The sequence below is a fragment of the Cellulosimicrobium cellulans genome (assembly GCF_007679345.1).
Taxonomy (GTDB): domain Bacteria; phylum Actinomycetota; class Actinomycetes; order Actinomycetales; family Cellulomonadaceae; genus Cellulomonas; species Cellulomonas cellulans_A.
Map to the genome: position 1 here is coordinate 17,712 of NZ_VEGH01000007.1, position 23,656 is coordinate 41,367.

Sequence of the window (23,656 nt, forward strand, 5' to 3'; positions counted from 1 at the left end):
GGGACGGGGACGTCGTCGGGGCCGGTCCCGCCGCGGGCCGCGAGCCGGGCGAGGACGACGGCCCGCGGGGTGTCCAGGTCGTGCGCGGCGCGGTCGTGGCGCCGAGCCTGCAGCAGGTGCGGGGTTCGGGGGCCTCGAACCCCGCGTGTGCTGCCGTCTCGGCAGATGCTCGGGCTGGTCGGGCACTCTGGCTGTGCGGGTAGTTGATCTGATACGGTACTGGGCATGACACAGGCACCCGATCGCACAGCCGCGGGGTCGGACGCGTTCGCCGCGGACCTGCTGCGCGGGCACACCGACACGATCGTGCTCGGTGTCCTGCGCGGCGCCGACCGGTACGGCTTCGAGGTCTACAAGGCGATCCGCGACGCCACCGGCGGTCAGCACGAGATCAAGGAGGCGACCCTGTACGCCTCGTTCCGGCGCCTCGCCCGCGACGGCCTCGTCGAGGCCTACTGGGGCGACGAGTCGCAGGGCGGCCGGCGCAAGTACTACCGGCTCACCGACGCCGGCCGCGCCGTGTACCGCCGCAACGTGGCGGACTGGCGCGCCACCCAGCAGATCATCAACACGCTCCTGGACCTCGAGGAGGGCCCACGATGACCACCACCGTCGACACGAGCATCCACCGCGCGCTGGACCGCGCCTTCGCGGCGGCACCGGCCTCCGCCGAGGCGCAGGACCTCAAGGAGGAGGTGCGCGCCAGCCTGATGGCCCGCGCCGCCGACCTGGAGGCCGCCGGTACCGCCCCTGCGGAGGCGGCCCGCACGGCCCTGGCGGAGATCGGCGACCTGCGCGACGTCGTCGCCGCGGTGGCCGACACCCCGGCGGACGACGCGGGGCACGCCGCGCTGCTGTCCGCGCACCGGGTCCGGCCGCGGCCGGCGTTCGTCGTGCGGGTGACGCTCGCCGCTGTCGTGCTGGCGGGCGCGGCGACTCTGGAGGCGCTGGTCGCGACCGGGGTGCTGGCGTGGTCGGTCGTGGCGGGGGCGGTGCTCGCGGTGGTCGCCGGGGTGGCGACCGGAGTCGTCGTCGCCGACGCGCTGCGCCAGGAGACGACCCAGAACTACCCGCTGCCCGCGCGCCGGGCCCTGGGCTTCGGCGCCTCGAGCGCGGGGGTCGTGACGGCCCTCGGGCTCGGCGGGCTGTTCGCGGCCGACCTGGGCCGGATCTGGCTCGCGGTGGCGGCGGGTGTGCTGCTCGTCGCCGGCGTGCTCGGGTTCGTGGTGCTCGGCGTCACGCAGACCAACCGGCACAAGCCGTGGACCGTCGAGCTCGGGCGGCAGGCCGTGGGCCAGGACCGGTTCACGCGGGAGCCCGAGGCGGCGGCGCGGTTCGGCATCTACTCGGGGGCGCTCGGACTGGTGGCTGTCCTGGCATTCGTGGTGCTGACCATGACCGTGGGGATCGCGTGGTCGTGGCTCGCGCTCGTCGGGGCGATGGTCGTGCACATGGTCCTGCTGGCCCGCATGCTGTTCCCCGCGACCCGCGGCCCCGAGGCCTGACGCCCGTCTCGGCGGGGAGCGCGGCCGGAGGGAGCAGGCGTCAGGGCGTCAGCGGGGCGGGTCGGCGGCGTCCGCCTCCGTGACGGCGTGGACGTGCGCGTGGGCGTGGGTGTCCGCCGCCGCGTGGCGCGCCGGGGCGGCGCCCGCGCGGGTGACGACCAGGGCGGCGATGCCGGTGGTCAGCGGGATCGCCAGCACCAGGCCGATCGACGACACCATGGTCCGCACGATCTCCTCCGCGAACTCCCCGGAGGTCAGCGTCGGCCCGAGCGGCAGGCCGTAGAGCTCGAGCAGCAGCAGCACCGGGAGGGCCGCGCCGGTGTAGGCGAACGCGATCGTGTAGACCGTCGACGCGATGTGGTCCCGGCCGATGCGCATGCCGCCGCGGAACAGCTCGGCCCGCGACGCCCCGGGGGAGGCCGCGCGCAGCTCCCACACCGCGGACGCCTGGGTGATCGTCACGTCGTTCAGCACGCCGAGCCCGGCCAGCACCAGGCCGCACAGGAACAGCCCGCGCAGCGAGGTGGCCCCGGTCTCGCCGAGGAGCTGCGCCAGCCGGTAGGAGTCCTCGCTGCTCACGCCGGACAGCCGCGCCCACGAGGCGCCGAGCACGCCCAGGACGGTCGTCGCCGCCAACCCCGCGAGGGTGCCGAGCAGCGCCGCCGACGTCCGGAGCGACAGCCCGTGCGCCAGGTAGAGCACCACGGCCATGATCAGCGTGGACGCGCTGAGCGCCACGACGACGGGGTTCTCGCCCCGGACCAGCGCCGGCAGCACGTAGACGCCGATCAGCGCGAACGCGATGAGCAGCCCGATCAGCGCCCGCAGCCCGCGTCCGCGCGCGACCAGGATGATCGCCAGCGCGAACACCAGGGCGATGGACACCAGCGGCAGCGTGCGGTCGTAGTCGTGCCAGGCCCAGACCTCGGCGTCGGTGCCGGTGGCGGGGTAGTGCTCGACCAGGATGCGGGTGCCGGCCGGGACCTGGTCGGCGGTGGTGGACGCGGTGGCCCACACCTCGACCTCCCGCCCGCGCTCCGGGCCGCTGGTGATCGTCGCGTGCACCTGCAGGCACGCCACCTCGTCCGGGATGGTGCCGTCCGGCTGCCGGTCCTCGACCGTGCCCTGGCACTGCTCCACCGACGTCCCGGTGACGGTGGCCGTCGGGTAGTCGATCGCGACGTCGCTGATCTGCCGGGCCGTCGACGGCTCGCCGTGCGGCCAGGTCAGGGCCATGCCGATGGCCGCGGCCAGCACGAGCGGCAGCAGGATCGCGGCGATGACGCGTCGGGTGCGCAGGGCGTCGGGGGAGGGCACGGGGCGATTCTGCCGGGTGCGCCGCGCTCCCGCCCCGGGGCCCGGTCGCCGGGCGCGCCGGAGGTCGGTCCAGGCGCCGTCCGCGCCGGGCCGCGAGGTCCACCCGCGCCGTGGGGGACAATCGAGGCATGACCGCTCCCGCCACCGCCGACCCGGCCGCCCCGGCGGCCGAGGGGCACGTGCTCCCGCCGCTGCGCATCGGGCCGCTCACGATCGACACGCCCGTGGTGCTCGCGCCCATGGCCGGCGTGACCAACGCGGCGTTCCGCCGGCTGTGCCGCGAGTCGGGCGCCGGGCTGTACGTCGCGGAGATGGTGACCTCGCGGGCGCTGGTCGAGCGCGGCGAGGAGTCGATGCGGATCATCTCGCACGCCCCTGACGAGAAGCCGCGCTCCGTGCAGGTGTACGGCGTCGACCCGGCGACCGTGGGCGCCGCGGTGCACCTCATCGCGTCCGAGGACCGCGCCGACCACGTCGACCTCAACTTCGGCTGCCCGGTCCCCAAGGTCACCCGGCGCGGCGGCGGCTCCGCGCTGCCGTGGAAGCGCGAGCTGTTCGAGTCGATCCTGAAGGCTGCCGTCGACGCGGCGCGCCCGTACGGCGTCCCGGTCACGGTCAAGATGCGCAAGGGCATCGACGACGACCACCTGACCTACCTCGAGGCCGGCCTCGTCGCGCAGGACCTCGGCGTCGCGGCGGTCGCCCTGCACGCCCGCACCGCCGAGCAGTACTACTCCGGCACCGCGGACTGGGAGGCGATCGCGCGGCTCAAGGAGACCGTCACCGACATCCCCGTGCTCGGCAACGGCGACATCTGGTCCGCGGAGGACGCCGTGCGCATGGTCCGGGAGACCGGCTGCGACGGCGTCGTCGTCGGGCGCGGCTGCCAGGGGCGGCCGTGGCTGTTCGCCGACCTGGCCGCGGCGTTCGCGGGCTCGGACGAGCGGATCACGCCCGGCGCCCGGTACGTGGCGCAGATCATCCGGCGGCACGCCGAGCTGATGGTCGAGCACTTCGGCGACGAGGGGAAGGCGCTGCGCGAGCTGCGCAAGCACATGGCCTGGTACTGGAAGGGCTACGTCGTCGGCGGCGAGCAGCGCGCGGCGCTCGGGCTCGTGTCGAGCCTCGCGGAGCTCGACGACCGGCTCGCGGCGCTCGACCTGGACCAGCCGTACCCGGGCGAGGCCGCCGAGGGCCAGCGCGGCCGCGCCGGGAGCCCGAAGCGCCCGCACCTCCCGGACGGCTGGCTGGACAGCCGGGACCTCTCGGAGGACTTCCGCCGCGGCCTGGCCGAGGCCGAGCTGAGCGTCAGCGGCGGCTGACCCGCACCCGCGCGGCCAGCCCCGCCACCGCGTCCCGGGTCGCGTGCGGGGCGGCCAGGGCCTCCGTGGCGACCGCCAGGGCGCCGGCCGCGGACGCCCACGCCAGGGCCTCCGCCGTGCCGCGGCCGTCCAGGGTCGCCGCCAGCAGACCCGCGAGGAACGCGTCGCCCGCGCCGTTCGTGTCCACGACCGCGCCCGCCGGCGCCGCACCGACCTCCCAGAACCCGCCCGCGTCCAGCGCCAGCGCCCCGCGCGCGCCGCGGGTGCACACCGCCAGCCGCGCGCCGCCGGCCAACCGCGCCCGCAGGTACGCCACCGGGTCCGCGAGCCGGGCCTCGGAGACCAGCAGCACGTCGGCGGCGTCCGCGAACGGGCGCTGGAACTCCGCGACGCCGTCGTCGTCGTGCACGTCGCACCACACCGGCACGCCGGCGGCGCGCGCCGCGGCGAGCACCGGGATCGACAGCTCCGCGAGGTCCACGACCGCCGCCCGCGCGCCGGCGAGCCCGGCCCCCGCCTCGGCTGCGACCCCCGGCGACGGCAGCGTCAGGTACACCGACACCCGCCCGCCGTCCGCGGCCATGAGGTTGACGTGCCGCTCGGTCCGCCCGTCCCGCGCGGGCACCGCGTCGAGCGCGATCCGCGGGTGGTCGAGCGCCGCCCGCACCGCGTCCCCGAGCGCGTCCGCGCCCAGCACCGTCCGCAGCCGCACGTCGACGTCCAGCGCGGCCAGCGTCACGGCCTTGCCCGCGGACGTCCCGCCGAGCCCGTCGCGGTGCCCGGACGCGAACAGGGTCTGCGACCGCGCGTCGGGCAGCGCGTCCACCCGGACCAGGGTGTTCCAGGAGGCGGGCCCCACGACGACGACGGGGCCGCCCCCGTGCGTGGGGACGGCCCCGTCGGGGTGCGTCATGGCGTCAGCGCGCCCGGAGCCAGACGGTGGTGTCGCCGGGCAGCTCGGCGCCGACCGGGGCGTCGCCCGGCAGGCCGGAGGCCAGCAGCACCTCGGCGCCGGCGGGCAGCGCGACCGGGGAGGAGCCCAGGTTCGCGACGACGACGACCGAGCCGTTGCGCACGGCGATGACGTCCTCGTCGTCCTGGAACTCCGGCTCCCAGGACGCCCCGCCGAGGCCGAGCTTCTCGGCCCGGCGCAGGCGCAGCGCGGCGCGGTACAGCTCGAGGGTCGAGCCCTCGACCCCGTCCTGCGCGTCGGCGGCGAACGCGGCCCACTCCGCGGGCTGCGGCAGCCACGTCCTCCCGTTCGGCGAGTAGCCGAAGCCCGGGGCGTCGGCCTCCCACGGCAGCGGGACGCGGCAGCCGTCGCGGCCCTTCTCGGCGCCCTGCGTGCGGAAGAACGCGGGGTCCTCGCGCACCTCGTCGGCGAGGGCGGTGTGCTCGGGCAGGCCGAGCTCCTCGCCCTGGTAGACGTAGGCCGAGCCCGGCAGGCCGAGCATGAGCAGCGAGGCGGCGCGGGCACGGCGCAGGCCGAGCTCGGCGTCCGGCTGCTCGTCCTCGGCGCCGATGCCGTTCGGGCGCGACGACGGGTCGGCGAGGCCCAGGCGGGACGCGTGCCGGACGACGTCGTGGTTCGACATCACCCAGGTGGTCGGCGCGCCGACGGTGTCGTTGACCTGGTAGGACGCCGCGATGACCTTCTTCAGCGCGGGGGCGTCCCAGCCGGTGGCCAGGAACGCGAAGTTGAACGCCTGGTGCATCTCGTCGGGGCGGACGTACCGGGCCAGGCGGCTCAGCGGCTCGACCCAGGCCTCGGCGACGAGCATCCGGTCGCCGTCGTACTCGTCGAGGACCTTGCGCCACGCGCGGTAGATCTCGTGCACGCCGTCCTGGTCGAACATCGGGCCCTGGTTGCCAGAGCCGGAGACGGCGTCGCTGTCGTCGGCCCCCTCGATCATCGACACGTGGCCGTCCCAGTCGGGCAGCCCCTCGGCCTTGACCATGCCGTGCGCGACGTCGACCCGGAAGCCGTCGACCCCGCGGTCCAGCCAGAACCGCAGCACGTCCTCGAACTCGCGGCGGACCTCGGGGTTGGACCAGTCGAGATCGGGCTGCTTGGAGTCGAACAGGTGCAGGTACCACTGGCCGTCGTCGACGCCGTGCTGCTCCGGGGTGAGCCGGGTCCAGGCCGGGCCGCCGAAGATCGAGCCCCAGTTGTTCGGGGGCTCGGTGCCGTCGACCCCGCGGCCCTCGCGGAACAGGTACCGCGCGCGCTCGGGGGAGCCCGGGGGAGTCGTCAGGGCCTCCTGGAACCACACGTGCTCGTCCGAGGAGTGGTTGGGGACCAGGTCGACGACGACCTTGAGGCCGAGCGCGTGCGCGCGCTCCAGCAGCGCGTCGAAGTCGGCGAGCGTGCCGAACAGCGGGTCCACGTCCCGGTAGTCCGCGACGTCGTAGCCGGCGTCCGCCTGCGGGCTCTTGTAGAACGGCGACAGCCAGACCGCGTCCACGCCCAGCGCCGCCAGGTGGTCCAGCCGCGCGGTGATGCCCGGCAGGTCGCCGATGCCGTCGCCGTCCGCGTCCGCGAAGGACCGCGGGTACACCTGGTAGATCACCGCGTCCCGCCACCACGGGCCGTCGACGGGGCCGGGCTCGTGCACCACCTCCGGGGCGGGGCGGGAGATCGGCTGCTGGTCGAGCTGGGTCACGCTGGTCCTCCGGGGGAGACGGGTGCGGAGCTGGTGGAACCGCGCACGATGAGCTCGGGGTGGAACAGGAGCTCCGTGCGCGAGGTGGGGGTGCCGTTGATCTCCGCCATGAGCGCGGAGACGGCGGCCTGCCCCATCGCCTGGACGGGCTGGCGCACCGTCGTCAGCGGGGGGTCGGTGAAGCCGATCAGCGGCGAGTCGTCGAAGCCGACGACCGACACGTCCTCCGGGACGCGCAGGCCGCGGGACCGGGCGGCGCGGATCACGCCGAGGGCCATGAGGTCCGACCCGCAGATGATCGCGGTGTGGCCCGAGTCGAGGAGCTCGTGCGCCGCGGTGGCGCCGCCCTCGACCGTGAACAGGGTGGTGTTGACGTGCGGCGCGGCGTCCTCGACGCCGAGCTGGGCGCGCAGCTGGGTGGCGAACGCCTGGCGCTTGCGGGCCGCCGGCACGAACCGCTCCGGGCCGATCGCCAGGCCGACGCGCCGGTGCCCGAGGGCGACGAGGTGCCGGACGGCCAGCTCGATCGCGACGGAGTCGTCGGTGGCGATGCTCGGGGCGTCGACCGCCTCGGCCCGGCCGTTGACGAGCACGATCGGCAGCCCGCGCCCGCGCAGCGCGTGGTAGCGCTCCACCGACGCCTGCGTGTCCGCGTGCAGGCCCGAGACGAACAGGATCCCGGCCACGTCGTGGTCCAGCAGGATCTCGACGTACTGGTCCTCGGTGGTGCCGCCGGGCTGCTGCGCGCACAGCAGCGGCGTGTAGCCGCGCTGGGTCAGCATCGACTCGATGACCTGGGCCATCGCCGGGAACACCGGGTTGGACAGCTCGGGCACCACGAGGCCGACCAGGCCGGCCGGCCTGGTGCGGAGCTTCTCGGGTCGCTCGTAGCCGAGGACGTCGAGGGCGGCCAGCACCGCCTGCCTCGCCTGCGAGGAGACGCCGGGCTTGCCGTTCAGGACCCGCGACACGGTCGCGGTGGAGACGCCGGCCTGCTCGGCCAGGTCGGTGAGGCGTGTGCGCACGGTCGCGAGCGTAGAGGGCACCGTCGCCTCCTCGTCGTCGTTGTCGTCATCCGATCGGGGCTGCTTCGTCCCCTCGGGTCGGAGAGCACTGTAACCGATGCCTGAAAGTTACCGTAACGGCTTGCAACGGGACCGGGAAGTTGATTACCGTCCCCGTCATCGAGCCAGCGCCGGCGGTGCCGGAGACGGCTCGCACCGCCCCTTCTGACGCTGGGAGAACACCCTGATGCGACGGAGCATCCCCGCCCTCGCCACGACGGCCGTCCTCGCGCTCGCCCTCGCGGCGTGCTCGAGCTCGGACACCCCGTCCGACGCCACCTCCGACAGCCCCGCCGCCGACTCCGGCGCCGAGGGCACCCTGACGATGTGGGTCGACGACACCCGCATCGACTCCATGCGCCCCGTCGTCGAGGCCTTCACCGAGCAGTCCGGCGTCGACGTCGACCTGGTCCAGAAGGCCACGGGCGACATCGGCCCCGACTTCGTGACCCAGGTCCCGACCGGCGAGGGCCCGGACATCATCGTCTCCGCCCACGACGGCCTGGGCGAGTGGGTCAACAACGGCGTCGTCGCGCCGATCGAGCTCGGCGACAAGGCCGACGAGTTCGCCGACTCCGCGGTCGCCGCCATGGCCTACGACGGCCAGACCTACGGCGTGCCGATCTCGATCGAGAACATCGCGCTGGTCCGGAACAACGCGCTGCTGCAGGACACCCCGGCCACCACGTTCGACGAGCTCGTCGAGCAGGCCAAGGGCGCCGGCACCGACTTCTCCGTGCTGATCCAGCAGGGCGAGGAGTCCGACCCGTACCACCTGTACCCGCTGCAGACCTCGTTCGGCGCCCCGGTGTTCGAGCAGTCCGCGGACGGCTCCTACACCGACACGCTCGCGCTCGGCGGCGACGCCGGCCACGCCTACGCCCAGTACCTGGCCAAGCTCGGCCAGGAGAAGGTCCTCGACCTGTCGATCGACGGCGACAAGGCCAAGCAGGCGTTCCTCGACGGCCAGGCGCCGTACATCGTGACCGGCCCGTGGAACACCTCCGCCTTCGAGGAGGCCGGCATGGACATCTCCGTGCTCCCGGTCCCGTCGGCCGGCGGCCAGCCCGCGCAGCCGTTCGTCGGCGTGCAGGGCGTGTTCATCTCGGCGAAGTCGGCCAACCCGGTGCTCGCCAACGAGTTCGTCGTCAACTACCTCACCACCGAGGAGGCGCAGGACGCGCTGTACGCGGCCGGCGGCCGCCTCCCGGCGCTGACCGCCTCGGCGGACAAGGTGGACGACCCGGTCCTCCAGGGCTTCAACGACGCGGGCGCCACCGGTGCGCCGATGCCCGCGATCCCCGCGATGAGCTCGGTGTGGTCCTTCTGGGGCGCGACCGAGGCGCAGATCGTCGGCGGCCAGACGGCCGACCCGGCGGGCGCCTGGGACGCCATGGTCCAGAACATCCAGGACGCCATCGGCGGCTGACCGCCTCCGCGACCGCCGGGGTGCCCACGAGGCGCCCCGGCGGTCGCCGCTCGCCCCCCACCCCCGAACCAGCAGCACCGCCGCGCCGCCCGGAGGCACCCGCATGTCCGACCAGTCGACCGTCCAGGAGGTCGCTCCCGGCGACCCCGGGACGACCCGCCCGCCCCGCCGGCGCGTGCCCCGCGGCACCACGTCGCACGCCCGCTCCTTCTCCCCGGGCTTCATCGCCAAGCTGATCCTCATCGGCACGGTCGACGCGCTCGGCGTGTACGGGATCCTGTCCGCCTGGGCCGTGGGCCAGTGGGGGATCCTGGCGTTCCTGGTCGTGGCGCTCGCCGTCGCGAACTGGGCCTACTTCTCCCGCCGGATGCTGCCGGCGAAGTACCTGGTGCCCGGCCTGGTGTTCCTGGTCGTGTACCAGCTGTTCGCGATGGGCTACACCGGCTACGTCGCGTTCACGAACTACGGCGACGGGCACAACTCGACGAAGGCCGACGCGATCTCGCAGATCGCCGCCCAGAACGAGCGCCGCGTCGAGGGCTCGCCCGCGCTGCCCCTCGCGGTCGTGCAGAACGGCGACGAGCTCGGCTTCGCGGTCGTCACCGAGGACGGCGACGCCCAGGTCGGCACCGCCGAGGAACCGTTCCAGGACGTCGACGCGACCGTCGAGTCCGGCCGCATCACCGCCGTCCCCGGCTGGGAGGTCCTCGGCTTCGCGCAGGTCGCCGCCGACCAGGAGGCGATCACCTCGCTGCGGGTGCCGTTCTCCGACGACCCCGCCGACGGTTCCGTCCGCACCCAGGACGGCTCGACCGGCTACGTGTTCCAGTCGACCCTCGAGTACGACGCGGCGAGCGACACGTTCACCGACACCGAGACCGACACCGTCTACACGCCCGGCGAGGGCGGCAACTTCGTGTCGGAGGACGGCGAGCGGCTGACCCCCGGCTGGCGGGTCGGCGTCGGCTTCGACAACTTCACCGCGATGGTCACCGACTCCCGGATGGCCGGGCCGTTCGCGCAGATCTTCGTCTGGACGTTCGCGTTCGCGTTCCTGTCCGTCGTGACCACGTTCGCGCTCGGCCTGTTCCTCGCGATCACGTTCAACGAGCCCCGGGTGCGCGGCCGGAAGGTCTACCGCTCGCTGCTGATCCTCCCGTACGCGTTCCCGGGCTTCCTGTCCGCCCTGGTGTGGCGCGGCATGCTCAACGAGCGGTTCGGCCTCATCAACGAGGTGCTGCTCGGCGGGGCGTCGATCCCGTGGCTCAGCGACCCGTGGCTGGCGAAGGCCGCGATCATCGGCGTGAACCTGTGGCTCGGCTTCCCGTACATGTTCCTCATCTGCACGGGCGCGCTGCAGTCGATCCCGCACGACATGACGGAGGCCGCGCGGATCGACGGCGCCGGGCGCTGGCGGATCTTCCGCTCGCTCACGCTGCCGCTGCTGATGGTGTCGGTCGCGCCGCTGCTGATCTCGAGCTTCGCCTTCAACTTCAACAACTTCTCGCTGATCTACATGCTGACCGGCGGCGGCCCGAACTTCGTGGGCACCCCGTACGTCGTGGGCCACACGGACATCCTCATCTCGATGGTCTACTCCGTGGCCTTCGAGTCCGGGGTCAAGCAGTACGGCGTCGCCAGCGCGCTGTCGATCGTCATCTTCCTCATCGTCGGGGTCATCTCCTACCTCGGCTTCCGTCGCACCCGCACCCTCGAGGAGATCTGAGATGGCCCGCTCGCCCGAGCTGCACACCGCCGTGCGCGGCCGCCGCTGGTGGTCCGAGGTCGGCTGGCGGCACGTCGTCGGCGTCGTGATGATCGCGATCTGCCTGCTGCCGCTGCTGTACGTCCTGTCCGCGTCGCTCAACCCGGGCGGCACGCTCACGGGCTCCAACCAGCTGTTCCGCACGTTCAGCCTGGAGAACTACACCGAGCTGGGCCCGCGCGGGTACGACAACTGGGCGCTCAACTCGCTCGTGGTGTCCACCGCGACCGCCGTCGGCACCGTGCTCATGGGCGCCGCCGCGGCCTACGCGTTCTCGCGGTTCCGGTTCCGCGGCCGCCGCTCGGGCCTGACCACGCTGCTGCTGGTGCAGATGTTCCCGCAGATGCTCGCGTTCGTGGCGCTGTTCCTGCTGCTGCTGTCGCTGTCCGAGGTCTTCCCGGCCATCGGCCTGAACACCCAGCTCGGCCTGATCTGCGTCTACCTGGGCGGCGCCCTCGGCGTGAACACGTTCCTCATGTACGGGTTCTTCAACACCGTGCCGCGCGAGATCGACGAGGCCGCCAAGATCGACGGCGCCAGCCACGCGCAGATCTTCTGGACGATCATCCTGCGGCTGGTGGCGCCGATCCTCGCGGTGGTCGGCCTGCTGTCGTTCATCTCGTCCTACGGCGAGTTCATCATCGCCAAGGTCGTGCTGCAGCGGCCCGAGCGGTTCACGCTCGCGCTCGGCCTGTACAACTGGGCGTCCGACGAGCGGAACGCGCGCTGGGGCATCTTCGCCGCCGGCGCGGTGATCGCCGCGATCCCGGTCGTGCTGCTGTTCCTGTTCCTGCAGAAGTACATCGTCGGCGGCCTCACCGCCGGCTCGGTGAAGGGCTGACGCGCTTGTCCGACCCGACGACGCGGGGCCGGCACGCCGCCGGCCCCGCCGCGTCCGACGCCGTCCCCGTGCCGCTCGGCGCGCACCACGACGGCTCCGCCCTCTACGTCCCGGGCGGGACGCCGTCCCTCGGTGACGTCGTTCCCGTCCGGGTGCGGGTGCCCGCCGCCGGGCCGGACCCCGAGGTGTGGCTGCGCGTCGTCGAGGACGGCGAGCCCCGGGTGTACCCGGCGCGGGCCGACGGGGGCGACGCCCACGAGCGCTGGTTCACCGCCGACGTGCCGGTGACCAACCCGGTGACCTCGTACCGGTTCCTGCTGGCCGGCCCCGGCCGCCCGGGCGGGCAGGAGTGGCTGAACGGCGAGGGCACCATCGCCCGGGACGTGCCGGACACCTCCGACTTCCGGCTCGCGGTCACGCCGCCCGGGCCTGACTGGGCGCGGGACGCCGTCGTCTACCAGGTGTTCCCCGACCGGTTCGCGCGGTCGTCCGGCCGGCACGACGGCCCGCCCGAGGGCGACCTGCCCGACTGGGCGCTGCCCGCGGCGTGGGGCGACGAGCCCATCGGCGGCGGCCCCGGCACGGGCACCCAGCTGTACGGCGGCGACCTCGGCGGCATCGAGTGGCGGCTGGACCACCTGCAGCGGCTCGGCGTCGACACCCTCTACCTGACGCCGGTGTTCCCCGGCCGGTCGAACCACCGGTACGACGCGCGCACCTTCGACCACGTCGACCCGGTGCTCGGCGGCGACGAGGCGTTCGCCTCGCTGGCGCGGGCGCTGCACGGCCGCGGGATGCGGCTGGTCGGCGACCTCACGACCAACCACACCGGCGACGCGCACGACTGGTTCCGGCGGGCGCTCGGGGACCCGGCGGCGGAGGAGCGCTCCTTCTACTACTGGCAGGACGCCGAGCCGGGCTACGTCGGCTGGCTCGGCCACGCCTCGCTGCCGAAGCTCGACCACCACGCGCCCGCGCTCGCCGCGCGGATGTTCGGCGGCCCGTCGTCGGTCGTGGGCCGGTACCTGTCCGAGCCGTTCGGCATGGACGGCTGGCGGGTCGACGTCGCGAACATGACCGGCCGGCAGGGCGCGGACGACCTGACGCACGAGGTCGCGGAGCGGATGCGCGCGGCCATGGCGGAGATCAACCCGGACGCGGTGCTGATCGCGGAGCACTTCCACGACGCGGGCGCCGACCTCCGGGCCGCGGGCGGCTGGCACGGCACGATGAACTACTCCGCGTTCACCCGGCCGGTGTGGACCTGGCTCACCGACCCGGCGTCCGAGGCCGCGGCGGGGCTGCGCTACGTCGAGCTGCCCGTCGGGATCCCGCGACGGCCCGGCACCGCGGCCGTGGCGGCCATGCGCGAGTTCGGCGCCGCGGTGCCGTGGAGCGTCACGACCCACCAGTGGAACCTGCTCGGTTCGCACGACACCGCGCGGTTCCGGACCATCGCGGGGTCGCGCGACCTGGTCGAGGTGGGCGTCGGCCTGCTGATGACCTACCCCGGCACGCCGGTGCTGTTCGCCGGCGACGAGGGCGGGCTCGTCGGCCGCAACGGCGAGAACTCGCGCGTCCCGATGCCGTGGGACCAGATCGACGCCGGCGGCGGCCCGACGTGGGACACCGGGCTGTTCGAGACGTACCGGTCGCTGATCGCGCTGCGCCGGTCGTCCCGCGCGCTGCGCGAGGGCGGGCTCCGCTGGGCCCTCGTCCGGGACGACGCGATCGCGTACCTGCGGGAGACCGCCGAGGAGCGCGTGCTCGTGCTCGCGGCGCGGGCGCCGTGGGGCGGGGCGCTGCTGCCGCGGCACCTGCTGGCGGCGGGGGAGCAGCCGGAGAACCTGCACGGCGGGGCGGCCCTCGGCGTCGAGTCCGGCGGGCTGCGGCTGCCGGGCGACGGGCCGGGGGTGCAGGTGTGGCGGCTGGCGTGACGCGGCGCGCTCGCGGCGGGGTGCCGTCGTCCGCCGCCTAAACTGGGGCCCGTGACCAGCGAGCACCCCGACGGCTACGTCGACGCCGACCGGGAGCGCTGGGTCGCCGAGGCGCCCAAGTCGCGCTCCCGGACCCCGTTCGAGCGCGACCGCGCTCGCCTGGTGCACTCGTCGGCGCTGCGCCGGCTCGGCGCCAAGACCCAGGTGCTCGGCCCGTCGAGCGACGACTTCGTCCGCACGCGGCTGACGCACACCCTGGAGGTCGCGCAGGTCGGCCGCGAGATCGGCAAGACCCTGGGCTGCGACCCGGACGTCGTCGACACGGCGTGCCTCGCGCACGACCTCGGCCACCCGCCGTTCGGCCACAACGGCGAGCGCGCGCTGGCCCACCTCTCCCGCGACATCGGCGGCTTCGAGGGCAACGCGCAGACGCTCCGGCTGCTCACCCGCCTCGAGCCGAAGGTCGTCGGCCCGGACGGGGTCGCCGTCGGCCTCAACCTCACCCGGGCCTCCCTCGACGCCTCGGTGAAGTACCCCTGGGGTGCCGGCGAGGGCCCGCTGTCCGCGACCGGCCGCCCGACGCACAAGTTCGGCGTCTACGCCGACGACCTGCCGGTGTTCACCTGGCTGCGCGACGGCTCCCCGACCGGGCGCAAGTGCCTGGAGGCGCAGGTCATGGACCTCGCCGACGACATCTCCTACTCGGTGCACGACGTCGAGGACGCGGTCGTGGGTGGCCGGTTCGACCTGTGGGTGCTGACCGTCCCCGACCAGCGCGCGCGGGTCGTCGAGGCGGTGCAGACCTGGTACGGCGACGCGATCGACGCCGCCGGGCTCGAGGCGGCGATGGACCGCCTGGTCGCGGCCGAGCTGTGGCGGCCCGGGTTCGACGGCACCCGGCGGGCGCTCGCGGCGCTCAAGGACACGACCAGCCAGCTGATCGGCCGGTTCGCCCGCGCCGCGCAGGTCGCCACCCGCGAGCAGTACGGGCCCGGCCCGCTGACCCGGTACGCCGCCGACCTCATCGTCCCGGAGGAGACGCAGGCGGAGATCCTCGTGCTCAAGGGCCTCGCGGTCGCGTACGTCATGGCCCCGCGCGAGCTCGAGCCGCTGTACCAGCGGCAGCGGGAGATCCTGGCCGACCTGGTGCACGTGCTGTCCGAGCGGGCGCCGCTGGCGCTGGAGCCGCCGTTCGCCGCGGACTGGCGCGCGGCGGCCGACGACGCGGCCCGGCTGCGGGTCGTGGTGGACCAGGTGGCGTCGCTCACCGACGTCAGCGCGGCCGCCTGGCACGCGCGGCTGGCGCCCCCGCCGCGGTACTGACGCAACCTCCTCAGGTCAAGCCTGACGCTCTTTGAGGCACCGCGCCATCTGCCCGACCGCGTCGACGACTAGTGCGAGTAGATCTTGCGCCTCGTCCATGTCGTACACCTTCTCTGGGTGCTGGGTGGGGTTTCGAAAATGCCGCCTGAGGTTATCAAGGGTAGTGAGAAGCAGTTCGGGGGGAGGGTTCCGGCGTGCGCGCATATCGGCGACCATAGGCCCCCACATGCGCGGTTCCGCTATCCTCTTGGACTTGACAATCTTGGTGTAGAAATCGCGCAGAACGGCCTCGGTGCCCCTAAGGAGGTGAAACGCCGCCGCCGTTGGTGTCTCGAAGGCGAGACCTCGGCCCGCCTGCCGAAAGTCGAACTGGGCTAGTGCTGGTAGCCCGGCAAATGTCTCGGGGTTAAAGATCTTGTCGATCGAGTCTGCGAGCATTTCAACGGTGTACCGTTTGTCCGACGCGACATAGGCGAATTTCCCAGCCGCTTCCGCCAATAGGGTTTCACGGCCCGTCGATGCGACTTGCGTCAACTCGTCCGCCTCTGCGCGAGAAAGGGCGCGAGACTTGGCCCACGCCTGGTCGTCTTCGTGCTCCTTCCTGTCGGATTCGAACTCTTCCAGCATTCCCCACAGTCTCCACAGTACCCGGTAAGTTACGTGAAATTCATAATTAAGCAAGTCGTTCTGCAGAGTAGTCGCGTTCGCGACAATTCGGCTTTCGCCAAAGATTCGGGCGCCTTCTCTGCTGTCCAGCAGGAAGCGGATTGCGGTGCCAAGGAAGATGTATCCATCGACGGTTCGTTTCTCCATGATAAACCTTGCCTCTCGCTAGGCGGTGCGCCGTCCACCCGAGGACGGTTCCGAGCATCCAAGCACAGGCGCCCGCAGAAGCGGAGGATAAACGGATCTGTTAGCTCGAGTAATCGGTTCCGCGAGGGTGCGCAAGTTGCGGAGTGCGTCCATCGATCGTCTGACTATGCCTAGGATCGACCCCGTGGCGGGACGGATCCGACGGGAGGACGTGCAGACGGTCCGCGAGCGCGCCCGGATCGAGGACGTCGTCGGCGAGCACGTCGCGCTGAAGACCGCCGGCGTCGGCTCGATGAAGGGCCTGTGCCCGTTCCACGACGAGAAGTCGCCGTCGTTCCACGTCCGCCCGCAGGTCGGGCTGTACCACTGCTTCGGGTGCGGCGAGGGCGGCGACGTCATCGACTTCATCCAGAAGATCGACGGCCTGCCGTTCACCGAGGCGGTCGAGTACCTGGCCGGCCGCGCCGGCGTGACGCTGCGGTACGAGGAGGGCGGCGGCCCGCGCCCCGGGCACGAGCCCGGCAAGCGCCAGCGGCTGCTGGAGGCGCACCGCGTGGCCGCCGAGTACTTCGTCGAGCAGCTGCTCGCCCCCGAGGGTGCGACGGCGCGGCAGTTCCTGGCCGAGCGCGGCTTCGACCGTGCCGCGGCGGAGCAGTTCGGCGTGGGCTACGCCCCCCAGGGCTGGGACCACCTGCTGCGGCACCTGCGCGGCCGGTCGTTCACCGAGGCGGAGCTCACGGCCAGCGGTCTGATGAGCCAGGGCAACCGCGGGCTGTACGACCGGTTCCGCGGTCGGCTGGTGTGGCCGATCCGCGAGGTCACCGGCGACGTCGTCGGGTTCGGCGCGCGCCGGCTGTACGAGGACGACCAGGGGCCGAAGTACCTGAACACCCCCGAGACCCCGCTCTACAAGAAGTCCCAGGTGCTCTACGGCATCGACCTGGCGAAGCGGGAGATCGCGAAGACCAAGCAGGTCGTCGTCGTCGAGGGCTACACCGACGTCATGGCGATGCACCTGTCCGGCGTCGGGACCGCGGTCGCGACCTGCGGCACGGCGTTCGGCTCGGACCACGCCCGCATCGTGCGGCGGCTGATGGGCGCGGGCGGGGCCGGCTCCGGCATCCAGCTGGCCTCGGGGGAGTCCGTCGGCGGCGAGGTGGTGTTCACCTTCGACGGGGACTCCGCCGGGCAGAAGGCCGCGATGCGCGCGTTCGGCGAGGACCAGGCGTTCAGCGCCCAGACGTTCGTCGCCGTGGCCGAGGGCGGCATGGACCCGTGCGACCTGCGGCAGGCCCAGGGGCCCGACGCCGTGCGCGCCCTGGTCAAGACGCGGCAGCCGCTGTTCCAGTTCGTCATCCGGACCACGCTCGACGGGTTCGACCTGCACACCGCCGAGGGCCGCGTGGCCGCGCTGCGCGCCGCCGCGCCGATCCCGGGCGGCATCCGGGACGCGGCGCTGCGCCCGGAGTACACCCGCATGCTCGCGGGGTGGCTCGGGATGGACATCGAGACGGTGCAGCGCGCGGTGCAGCAGGCCTCCCGCGGCGGGCGGTCGTCGGGCGGTCGGGACGCCGGCGCCGGGCGCGGGGCGCCGTCGGCGGGCTACGGCCAGGGCGGCGGCTACGGGTCCGACGGCGGCCGGTCGGCGTTCGTGCCCCCCGGGCCTGAGGAGGGCGGCTGGCGCCGGGACGGCGGGCGCGGCCAGCGCGGGGGACGACCCGGCGGCGGCGGCCCGGGCGGCGGCCAGCGCGGCCAGGGCGGCGGCGGTGGCGGCCGGTGGGACGACCGGCGCGGGGGCGGCGACCGGTTCCCGGGCGGTGGGCGCGGCCCGGCCAACCCGGGTCAGGGCTACGGCCGGCGGTTCGACGAGCCGCCGCCGGAGCCGTACGACGACGCGCCCCCGCACGACCTCCACCAGGCCGGCGCCGGCCCGCGCGACGGCGCGACGCCGCTGCCCGCGCCGCAGATGGCCATGCCCGACCCCCGCGACCCGGTCACCGCGACCGAGCGGCGGGCGCTCGAGGCCGTGCTGCAGATGCCGGACGCCGTGCCGCCGGAGTTCGACGACCTGCCGCCGGAGGCGTTCACCGCGCCCGCGTACCGGGCCGTGCACGCCGCGATCCGCGCCGCCGGGGGTGCGGCCGCCGCGCGCGCCCGGGTCGCCGCGGAGGGTCCCGGCGCGGCTGTCGGCTGGGTCGAGGCCGTCCGCGAGGAGGCGGCGTCGCCGGTCGAGAGCCTCATCACCCGGCTCGCGGTCGCGCCGCTCCCCGAGGACCGGCCCGACCGGCTGCCCGGCTACGCCCGCGGGCTGGTCATGGCGCTGGTCGAGATGGAGCTCACCCGGCACATCGCCGACCTGCGGGGACGCCTGCAGCGGATGGACGCGCAGGCCGACCCGGACGGGTACCGCGACCTCGCGCGCGAGCTGTTCGAGCACGAGAACCGGCGCCGGGCGCTGCGCGAGAGCGCCTGAGCCGCGCGCCCCGAGGCGCCGCGGCACCCGGGGCACCCGGCGGCTGCGCGGCCCGGCGGTACGGTGCCCGCATGGAGCTGTGGGGCGCGGCGCTGTACGGCGAGCCGTGCGGGGAGTGCGGATACACCTGGCGGCTGTCGGCGGACGCCGCCGTGCACGCGGTGTCCGAGGTCCCCGGCCGGTTCGCGGCCGTCCTGGTCACCGCGCCGGACCCCCTGCGGCACCCCGACCTCGGCTGGTCGACCGCCGCGTACGTCCGGCACGTCGCGGACAACCTGGAGACGTGGGCGTACCGGCTGGACGCCGCCCGCTGCGACGGCCGCACCACCACCGCGGGCTACGACCCGGATGCGCTCGCGGCGGTCCGGGACTACGCGCACGCCACGGTCGGGGCGTCGCTGCTCGCCCTGCGCCGCGTCGTCCCGGGCTGGGTCGACGCGGTCACCGCCGCTCTCGCGGAGGGCGTCGTGCTGGACCACGCCACCCGCGGGCCGCAGCGGGCCGAGGACGTGGCGCGGAACAACGCCCACGACGCGCTGCACCACCTGCACGACGTGCGGCGGATCGTCGAGCACGCGGCGGCGGTCACCGGGTCCTGACAGCGGCGGGCGACCGCGCGCACACCCGGGAGCACTACCCTGACCGGCATGACGACTGCGGAGGCCGCGCCCGGCCAGGACCTGCCCGACGAGCGCGAGATCCTGGGCTGGGACGAGTTCGGCGAGGCCGCGCGCGACCTCGCGCGCGCCGTGGTGGCGTCCGGCTTCGAGCCCGACGTGGTGGTGGCGGTCGCCCGGGGCGGCCTGCTGCCCGCCGGCGCGCTGTCCTACGCGCTGGGCCTCAAGGCCTGCGGCACCCTCAACGTCGAGTTCTACACCGGCATCGACGCGCGGCTGCCCGAGCCCGTCGTGCTGCCCCCGCTGCTGGACAACGCGGCGCTGGTCGGCCGCCGGGCGCTCGTCGTGGACGACGTGGCGGACACGGGGGAGACCCTGGCGCTGGTGCAGCGGCTCGTCGCCGAGCACTGCGAGGAGGCGCGCACGGCGGTGCTGTACGCGAAGTCGCACTCGATCGTCGCCCCGGACTTCGTGTGGCGGCGGACCGACCGGTGGATCACGTTCCCCTGGTCGGCGCAGCCGCCGGTCACGGTCTGACGGCGCGGTCGGCGGGGGCAGCCGCGTGCGGGGCGCGTCGGCGATCCGGCTGCGCTGCGTCGCCGCCCGCGGCGTGTTCCTCCCCGCGGGCCGTCGACCCCGCGGCACCACCGGGGCGTCCGCGTACGCGGTGACGCCCGGGCGCACGTACGAGGCGGTGGGGGTGCTGGTGCTCGCCGACCACCTGAGCGCGCTGGTGCGCGACGACTGGGGCGGCCCGGCGCTCGTGCCCGCGGAGCTGTTCGCGGGCGTCGCTGCGGCCGTGCCCGCGGGCTGGGCGTTCGCCCTCGACTCGGGTGCCCGGGCCGGCCGGCGCACGCTCTGGGGCGAGCCGGTCGTCGCGGTCTGGGGCTACCCGGCGCTCGTCGAGGAGGACGGCCACGCGGCGGCGCTGCTCGCCGGGGACGCCCGGGCGCTGGCGCTGTTCGACGAGGCCTGCGCGGCGTAGCCGCGGCGGGAACGGGCCGGGGCACCGCGCCTCAGCCCGGCGTCGCCCCCGCGCCGCCCAGGCCCTCGGCCCGTGCGCGCACGATCGCCGCCGACCGGTCGGGCACCTCCAGCTTGGTGAGCACGTTCGCCACGTGGTTCCGGACCGTCTTCGCCGACAGCCCCAGCCGTCGCGCGATGACCACGTTGTCGTGCCCGCCGGCGACCAGGTCGAGCACCTCGCGCTCGCGGTCGGTGAGCCGCGGGAACGGCACCCGCACGGCGCTGCGTCCGCCGAGCACATACGCCATCGCCCGCTCGGCCACGGAGGGCCCGAGGATCATCTCCCCGGCGGCGACGGCACGGACCGCGCGCTCGACCTGCTCGGGCGGCGCGGACTTCACGAGGTACCCGCGCGCCCCGGCCCGGACCGCGGCGACCACGGCGTCGTCGTCCTCGTGCATGCTCATGACGAGGACGGCGGTCCCCGGGCGCGCGGCGATGACCTCCCGCGTGACGTCGATCCCCGACCCGTCGCCGAGGTCCAGGTCCATGACGACGACGTCCGCACCGGGCGCGCCGTCGTCGGTCAGCAGCGCCCGCGCCTCGGCCGCCCCGGCCGCCGCCCCGACGACCTCGACGCCCGCGAGGGAGCCCAGCAGCGCCGCCATGCCGATCCGGAACACCGGGTGGTCGTCCACGAGGGCGACCCGCACCGTCACGTCGGCACCGCCTCGGCGGGGTCGGCCTCGACGGCCGCACCGGCGCGCGCCCCGACGCCCACCCCGGCCGCCTGCGGCACCGGTGCCCCCGGCACCAGCGGCAGCACCGCGCGCACGACCGTCCCCGGTGCCGCGGCGGACACCTCCACCCAGCCGCCGAGCTCCTCGGCCCGTTCCCGCATCGAGCGGGTCCCCACGCCGACGGCGTCGCCCGGCCGCGCGGACCCGGCGGCGGGTCCCGGCCCGCGGCCCGCGTCCGCGCACCGCACGTCCAGCAGGTCCGCGGACCGGCGCACCACGATCCGGCAGCCGTCGGCCCCCGAGTGCCGCTGCGCGTTGCGCGCCGCCTCGCTCAGCACCCCGTACGCCGCGGCCGCCACGACGGGATCGAGCGCGCCGGGGTCGTCGCCGGCGACCTCGACGGCGAACCCCTCGCGCCCGAGCCGTCTGGCCAGGTCGTCGAGCGCCGGCCCGAGGCCCTGCTCGTCGAGCACCGGCGGCAGCAGGCCGCGGGCGAGGTCCCGGACGTCCTCGACGCGCCGCTCGGCCTCGTCCCGCAGCGCGGTCAGCGCGGTGCGCGCCGCCTCGACGTCGCCGGGTCGGCCGCCGTCGAGCAGGTTCACCGCCCCCTGCAGCCCGAGGCGCATCCCCGACAGCCACGGCCCGAGACCGTCGTGGAGCTCCCGCCGGACCGCGCGGCGCTCGCGGAGCCGGGCCGACGTCGCGGCGTCCCGCGCGCGTTCCAGGTCCCGGGCGCCGGTCGCGAGCGCCAGGCCGGCGGCGACGACGGGGGCGAGCTGGTCGAGGGCGGTGCGGCTCCGGGCGTCCAGCCGCTCGCCGGGCGGAGCGGTCACGGCCAGGTCGCCGACGAGGTCGCCGGCGCGCTCGACCGGCACGCGGACCGGCTCGGAGGTGGGCGACCCCCAGGAGGCGGCGACCGGGTCGGCGCCCCGGGTCGTCAGGCGGACGGACTCCAACCGGAGCGACTCGCCGACGCCCGCCGCCAGCCCGGCCAGGAGGTCGGCGGACCCGCCCGGCGTGGTGAGGCTCCGGCCCAGGAGCAGCGCCGCCCGCCCGGGGTCGGTGGCCTCGCCGTAGACGAGGTGGCGCACCCGGGTCTGGAGCCAGCCGCGCAGGGGCTGGAGCAGCAGCACCACGCCGACCGCCGCGGCCACCTGCGCGCCCGGGGTCGAGGTGCCCGCGAGCGCCGACACCCCGGCGGTGACCAGCGCGTACACGCCGGCGAGGGTGAGCGTCAGCAGCGCCGCGACCGTCGCGCGGCTGATCGCCAGGTCGAGCCCCCACAGGCGGTTGCGCAGCACCGTCACCAGCAGCGCCGCAGGGAACAGCGCCTGGCAGACCAGGTGGCTCACCGGCACGGCGAGGAACAGCGCGGGTCCGGGGTCGGCGAGCACCAGCGGCACGAACGACAGCGCCATGATCGCGGTCGCGACGGCGAGCAGACCCAGCCCGCGACGCTCCGCCTCGGGCCCGTGGCGGTACCGCCACCACGTGGCGCCGGCGGTGAGCAGCCCGGCGACCACGACCAGCGCGATCGCCCCCTGCGCGTCCGACATCGGCGCGAGCAGCCGGGTCCCGGTGAGCAGCAGGGCCGAGCCGGTCCCCAGCGCGACGCCGGCCCAGGCCACCGGCCCGAGCCGCCGGTCGCGGGCCAGCCACGGCACCACGGTGAACAGCGCGACGGTGCCCGGCACCCACACCCAGCCGAAGGCGCCGGTCAGCCAGTCGAGCGCGGGAGCGCCGGGCCGGGTGGCCGCGAACACGCCCCACGCGCCACCGACCGCCGACACCCCGCCCGCGACGCCCGTCAGCGCGACGAGCCAGCCCACGGGGTGCCGGCGCCGGGACAGGATGACCGCGCCGACCGTGCCGTAGACGGCCGCCACGGTGACGTCGACGGCGGTGAACAGCAGGTCCCCGGCGGACATCCCGCCCCCGGTGGCGACGTGCAGCACAGCGGCGGTCCCGGCGAGCAGCCAGGCGACCAGGGCGATCGCGAGCGCCACGCCGGGCAGCCCGTCGCGCGTCCGGTCGCGCGCGCCCGAACCCTCCCGGTCCATGGCGTCACCGTAGGGGCAAACCACCACAGAACGGGAGGGTTCGGGCGCGACCACCGTGCCGAGGGTCACCGGCGGTCGCCGGCGGCGAAGCCGATCGCCGTGACCAGCAGCCAGAGCGGCCCGGTGAACCCGGCCATGTACTGCAGCGGCGAGATGCCGAGCAGCAGCGTCAGCCCGCCGAGCACGGCGCCGACCCAGCCGAGCCAGCGCGGCGCCGCCGCGTGCCGGAGCGCCGCGACCGCCACCGCCACCCCGGACAGCCCCGCCCCGACCCAGAGCCACGGGATGGTCGCGATCCAGTCGCTGAAGAACGCACCCGACTCCGGGACGATGAGGTCGACGTCGGCGAAGCCGAACATGAACTGCGTGTCCAGCCCGGACCCGAGCAGCCCGGCCACGGACACGAGCAGCAGCCCGGCGCCCGCGACCGGTCCCAGCAGGCTCCCGGCGGGCGCCTGCTGGGACAGCCGCCGCGCGAGGCCGGCGGCGAACACGACCGCCAGCAGCGCCGAGACGATCGTCGCCGTGTGGAACACCAGCAGCGCCCCGGTGCGCCCGGACAGGTCGGCGACGATCGCGTCCGCGTCGCCGGCGGTCTCCTCCCAGTTCACGCCGAGCGCCATGGAGGCCTGGACGCCGACCAGGCCGGTCAGCCCGGCGGCGATGCCGGCGAGCGCCCAGCCGCGCGGCTGGGGGCGCACCCGGGTGGCCGCGGCCGACGCCGGGGTCGTCATGGGCGAGGTGTCGTGCGTGGTCATGTCCAGCCCTTTCGTGAGGGGAGGCCCGGTGCCTCCGCCGGGCACGACGCTGGGCCGGGGCAC

20 protein-coding genes are annotated in these 23,656 nt (G+C 74.9%); 12 read left to right on the forward strand and 8 right to left on the reverse strand.

Annotated elements, in window-relative coordinates; all coding sequences use genetic code 11:
* Nucleotides 1-225 precede the first annotated feature (225 nt).
* Together FS882_RS10700 and FS882_RS10705 are read left to right on the forward strand one after the other, a co-directional pair.
* The gene (locus FS882_RS10700; RefSeq protein WP_158373062.1) at nt 226-603 is read left to right on the forward strand and encodes a PadR family transcriptional regulator; all 378 of its coding nucleotides are present in this window, start codon (nt 226-228) and stop codon (nt 601-603) included.
* Nucleotides 600-1,505 carry a permease prefix domain 1-containing protein gene (locus FS882_RS10705; RefSeq protein ID WP_158373063.1) on the forward strand — a complete coding sequence of 302 codons (906 nt, stop codon included), beginning with the start codon at nt 600-602 and terminating at the stop codon, nt 1,503-1,505. Before FS882_RS10700 ends, FS882_RS10705 begins: the two co-directional genes overlap by 4 nt.
* A gap of 48 nt (nt 1,506-1,553) precedes the next feature.
* Here FS882_RS10705 and FS882_RS10710 read toward each other — a convergent pair whose 3' ends face one another.
* Nucleotides 1,554-2,822 carry a YibE/F family protein gene (locus FS882_RS10710; protein WP_262348216.1) on the reverse strand — a complete coding sequence of 423 codons (1,269 nt, stop codon included), beginning with the start codon at nt 2,820-2,822 and terminating at the stop codon, nt 1,554-1,556.
* A 128-nt stretch (nt 2,823-2,950) separates the two neighbouring features.
* On the opposite strand from FS882_RS10710, the gene dusB reads away from it, so the two are divergent.
* Nucleotides 2,951-4,144 carry a tRNA dihydrouridine synthase DusB gene (gene dusB, locus FS882_RS10715; protein ID WP_158373064.1) on the forward strand — a complete coding sequence of 398 codons (1,194 nt, stop codon included), beginning with the start codon at nt 2,951-2,953 and terminating at the stop codon, nt 4,142-4,144.
* Here dusB and FS882_RS10720 read toward each other — a convergent pair.
* Genes FS882_RS10720 through FS882_RS10730 form a run of 3 tightly spaced genes read right to left on the reverse strand, consistent with a single transcriptional unit; the run spans nt 4,131 to nt 7,832 of the window.
* On the reverse strand, nt 4,131-5,057 hold the full coding sequence (locus FS882_RS10720; protein ID WP_158373065.1) for a carbohydrate kinase family protein: 927 nt from the start codon (nt 5,055-5,057) through the stop codon (nt 4,131-4,133). The two genes, dusB and FS882_RS10720, sit on opposite strands and share 14 nt — an antisense overlap.
* 4 nt (nt 5,058-5,061) lie before the next feature.
* Nucleotides 5,062-6,807: a glycoside hydrolase family 13 protein gene (locus FS882_RS10725; protein WP_410053274.1), complete on the reverse strand. Its 1,746-nt coding sequence runs from the start codon at nt 6,805-6,807 to the stop codon at nt 5,062-5,064.
* Complete coding sequence (locus tag FS882_RS10730) at nt 6,804-7,832, reverse strand: LacI family DNA-binding transcriptional regulator (protein WP_158373066.1); 1,029 nt, start codon at nt 7,830-7,832, stop codon at nt 6,804-6,806. Before FS882_RS10730 ends, FS882_RS10725 begins: the two co-directional genes overlap by 4 nt.
* A 226-nt stretch (nt 7,833-8,058) precedes the next feature.
* Between FS882_RS10730 and FS882_RS10735 the strand changes: the two genes are divergently transcribed.
* The 5 genes from FS882_RS10735 (at nt 8,059) to FS882_RS10755 (ending at nt 15,166) form a co-directional block, all read left to right on the forward strand.
* Nucleotides 8,059-9,300, forward strand: a complete 1,242-nt coding sequence (locus tag FS882_RS10735) for a maltose ABC transporter substrate-binding protein (protein ID WP_158373067.1) — start codon at nt 8,059-8,061, stop codon at nt 9,298-9,300.
* A gap of 103 nt (nt 9,301-9,403) precedes the next feature.
* Nucleotides 9,404-11,026 (forward strand): ABC transporter permease subunit, encoded by a 1,623-nt coding sequence (locus FS882_RS10740; protein ID WP_158373068.1) that lies wholly within the window; start codon nt 9,404-9,406, stop codon nt 11,024-11,026.
* A 1-nt stretch (nt 11,027) separates the two neighbouring features.
* A complete protein-coding gene (locus tag FS882_RS10745; RefSeq protein WP_158373069.1) occupies nt 11,028-11,906 on the forward strand; it encodes a sugar ABC transporter permease in 879 nt (292 codons plus the stop codon).
* A gap of 5 nt (nt 11,907-11,911) precedes the next feature.
* Nucleotides 11,912-13,843 (forward strand): glycoside hydrolase family 13 protein, encoded by a 1,932-nt coding sequence (locus FS882_RS10750; RefSeq protein ID WP_316043633.1) that lies wholly within the window; start codon nt 11,912-11,914, stop codon nt 13,841-13,843.
* A gap of 51 nt (nt 13,844-13,894) precedes the next feature.
* Nucleotides 13,895-15,166, forward strand: coding sequence for a deoxyguanosinetriphosphate triphosphohydrolase (locus tag FS882_RS10755; RefSeq protein WP_262348218.1), 1,272 nt, complete (start codon nt 13,895-13,897; stop codon nt 15,164-15,166).
* A 15-nt stretch (nt 15,167-15,181) separates the two neighbouring features.
* Here FS882_RS10755 and FS882_RS10760 read toward each other — a convergent pair whose 3' ends face one another.
* Nucleotides 15,182-15,979 (reverse strand): hypothetical protein, encoded by a 798-nt coding sequence (locus FS882_RS10760; RefSeq protein ID WP_158373071.1) that lies wholly within the window; start codon nt 15,977-15,979, stop codon nt 15,182-15,184.
* Nucleotides 15,980-16,163: 184 nt separating this feature from the next.
* Between FS882_RS10760 and dnaG the strand changes: the two genes are divergently transcribed.
* The 4 genes from dnaG (at nt 16,164) to FS882_RS10780 (ending at nt 20,054) form a co-directional block, all read left to right on the forward strand.
* Nucleotides 16,164-18,452, forward strand: coding sequence for a DNA primase (dnaG, locus tag FS882_RS10765; RefSeq protein WP_158373072.1), 2,289 nt, complete (start codon nt 16,164-16,166; stop codon nt 18,450-18,452).
* 71 nt (nt 18,453-18,523) lie between these two features.
* Nucleotides 18,524-19,051, forward strand: a complete 528-nt coding sequence (locus FS882_RS10770) for a DinB family protein (protein ID WP_158373073.1) — start codon at nt 18,524-18,526, stop codon at nt 19,049-19,051.
* A 48-nt stretch (nt 19,052-19,099) separates the two neighbouring features.
* Complete coding sequence (locus FS882_RS10775; protein WP_158373074.1) at nt 19,100-19,606, forward strand: phosphoribosyltransferase; 507 nt, start codon at nt 19,100-19,102, stop codon at nt 19,604-19,606.
* A gap of 25 nt (nt 19,607-19,631) precedes the next feature.
* Complete coding sequence (locus FS882_RS10780; RefSeq protein WP_158373075.1) at nt 19,632-20,054, forward strand: hypothetical protein; 423 nt, start codon at nt 19,632-19,634, stop codon at nt 20,052-20,054.
* A gap of 31 nt (nt 20,055-20,085) precedes the next feature.
* Here FS882_RS10780 and FS882_RS10785 read toward each other — a convergent pair whose 3' ends face one another.
* The 3 genes from FS882_RS10785 to FS882_RS10795 form a co-directional block, all read right to left on the reverse strand.
* Nucleotides 20,086-20,754 carry a response regulator transcription factor gene (locus FS882_RS10785; RefSeq protein ID WP_158373076.1) on the reverse strand — a complete coding sequence of 223 codons (669 nt, stop codon included), beginning with the start codon at nt 20,752-20,754 and terminating at the stop codon, nt 20,086-20,088.
* Nucleotides 20,751-22,835: a histidine kinase gene (locus FS882_RS10790; protein ID WP_158373077.1), complete on the reverse strand. Its 2,085-nt coding sequence runs from the start codon at nt 22,833-22,835 to the stop codon at nt 20,751-20,753. The genes FS882_RS10785 and FS882_RS10790 overlap by 4 nt, the downstream gene beginning before the upstream one ends.
* A gap of 65 nt (nt 22,836-22,900) precedes the next feature.
* Nucleotides 22,901-23,593, reverse strand: coding sequence for a hypothetical protein (locus FS882_RS10795; RefSeq protein ID WP_262348219.1), 693 nt, complete (start codon nt 23,591-23,593; stop codon nt 22,901-22,903).
* Nucleotides 23,594-23,656 lie beyond the last annotated feature (63 nt).